This is a genomic window from Micromonospora sp. NPDC050980 (genome assembly GCF_040653835.1).
Classification (GTDB): domain Bacteria; phylum Actinomycetota; class Actinomycetes; order Mycobacteriales; family Micromonosporaceae; genus Micromonospora.
The window spans coordinates 1-2,340 of the sequence record NZ_JBFAGS010000064.1 but is presented as its reverse complement, the minus strand read 5'-3'; the positions used below and the strand labels follow the sequence as shown (position 1 = coordinate 2,340).

1 protein-coding gene is annotated in these 2,340 nt (G+C 75.2%); it reads right to left on the bottom strand.

Going from position 1 to position 2,340, the window contains the following annotated elements; translation table 11 throughout:
- On the bottom strand, positions 1-2,340 hold a 2,340-nt coding region (locus tag AB0H28_RS29985), incomplete at both ends, for a condensation domain-containing protein (protein WP_358047489.1).

Here is a 2,340-nt window from a genome sequence, read left to right as displayed (position 1 = left end):
TCACATACGCCAGCGCCGCCGGATCCACCTCCACCGGCCGCTCGAGCCCCGGCCCACCGTCACCCTCCGGGCTCAGCTCCCCGGCCACCGCGCCGAGCCCAGCGGGGTCGCCGCCCGGCGGCACCTCGTCGGCCACTTGTGCGGGCCCGCCGCCACCGGCGCGGATCAGCACCTTGGCCCCGGCGCGGCCGAGGATGCGTTCCCGGCGGGCGACCGGCTGATCCACCCCGACCGGCACGTACACGCCCCCGGCGGCCAGCACCGCCAACACCGCGACGATCTGCTCGGCACCCTTGGGCAGGCACACCCCGACCGGATCGCCGACACCCACCCCGGCCCGCACCAGCGCGCCGGCCAGCCGCAACGACCGCTCGGCCAGCTCCCCGTACGACACCGACACCCCGTCGCCGAGCACCGCCGGCCGCCCCGGATCCCGCCCCGCCCAGCCGAAGAACCCCTCGTGCAACAGACCCACCGGCACCTCGACGGCGGTGTCGTTCACCCGCTCCCGCACCGCCGCCTGCCCCGCCGGCAACCCCACCGGCACCGGCCGCGACCAGTCCTCGCGCGCCAACCCGCGCAGCAACTCCAGGTAGCCGTCGAACATCGCCTCCGACATCCCGCCGGGGAACAGCTCCGCCACCAGGTCCCAGTTGACGAGCAGGCCGCCGTCGCGCTCCATGACCTGGTTGTCCAGCCACACCTGCGGGGTCTGCGAGGCGCCCCAGATCTGTTCGCCGAACGGCAGGTCCATCGTGACCAGCTCGTCGCTGATGCCGAGCGCGCTGGTGAAGACCACCGGCATGGTGGCCGCGGGCGCGCCGGTGCGGCGGGCGATCTCCCGCAGCACCCAGATGGCGGACACGCCGTGGTGCTCCATGCCGTCCCACATCCGGTCCTGCAGGCGGCGGACCAGGGTCAGGAAGTCCTCGCCGGCGGCGGGCCGGTGCGGCACGAGCAGCAGCGAGGTGAAGTCACCCAGCACGTGGTCGATGTCGGGATGGACCTCGCGGCGGTCGAACAGGGTCAGGTTGAGCGTCAGGTCCGCCCGGCCACTCCAGGCCGAGAGCACCTCGGCGTACGCGGTCGCCAACACCGCGGCCGGGCTCACGCCGTGGGTGCGGGCGGCGGCCACGAGGGCGGACCAGTGCGTCGGGTCGAGGCGTCCCTCGTGCCGGACGAATCGGGGCGCGTGCACCCGGTCCGGGTCGACGGCCAGCGGAAGCTGCGGGGCGGGCGGCAGCTCGGCGGCCTGCGCCGACCAGTAGCGCCGGTCCTCGTTGACGGTGGCCTCGTCGGGCCGGGCGTGCAGCACGTAGTCGCGGAAGGACACCCCGATCGGGCGCAGCGGCGCGTCGAGGTCGGTGTAGAGGGCGGACAGCTCGGCGAAGACGGTGACGATGCTCAGCGCGTCGAGCACGATGTAGTCGAAGCTGAACGCCAGCCGCACCCGGTTCCCGCCGTACCGGGCGGCCTCGATGGCCACCAGCGGCCACCGGGTCGGGTCGGCGACCCGGTGGGACAGCCGCTCGCGCAGCGCGGCCGGCGCCGCCTCGCCCTCGGTGACCGCGATGGCGACCTCGGGCACCTCGGGCAGGATGCGTTGCCGCCCGTCGGGGTCGATCACCGCGCGCAGCATCTCGTGCCGGCGCACCAGCCGGTTCCAGGCCGTGGCGAGCCGGTCGAGGTCCACGTCCGCGCCGTCGAACTCCCAGTACCAGTGCGAGCCCACCTCGCCGAGCGCGAAGTCGCCGGTGCGCCCGATCCAGTAGGCCCGTTGCACGTCGGTGAGGGGGAACGGGTCGTGCCGGTGGGCGAGGTCCTCGGTGAGCGACGCGGTCGCGCCGGCGGCACGTTCCAGCCGCAGGCCGGCGGCGAACCCGCTCAGCGTGGGCGCGGCGAAGAGCCGCCGCAACTGCCCGCCGGCCAGCCCGGCGGCCCGCATCCGCCCGAGCAGGCGGGTGGCGAGCAGGCTGTCCCCGCCCAGGGCGAAGAAGCTGTCCGTGCGGCCGACGGCCGGCACGTCGAGCAGTTCGGCCCAGACGGCGGCCAGCGCCGACTCCACCGGGCCGATCGGCGGCTCGATCTCGGCGGGCCGGTCGGCACGGTCGGCCAGCCGCTCGGCCAGCGCCCGCCGGTCGACCTTGCCGTTGCCGCTGAGCGGCAGCTCGTCGAGCACCGCGATGTGCTCGGGGATCATGTAGGCGGGTAGGCGTTGGGTGAGGTGGGTGTGCAGCTCGTCGGCGTCGACGTCGTGGTGGACCGTGACGGCGGCGGCGAGGCGGCGGGTGGCGGTGCCGACGGCGACGGTGACGGCGTCGCGGACGGCGGGGTGGTGCA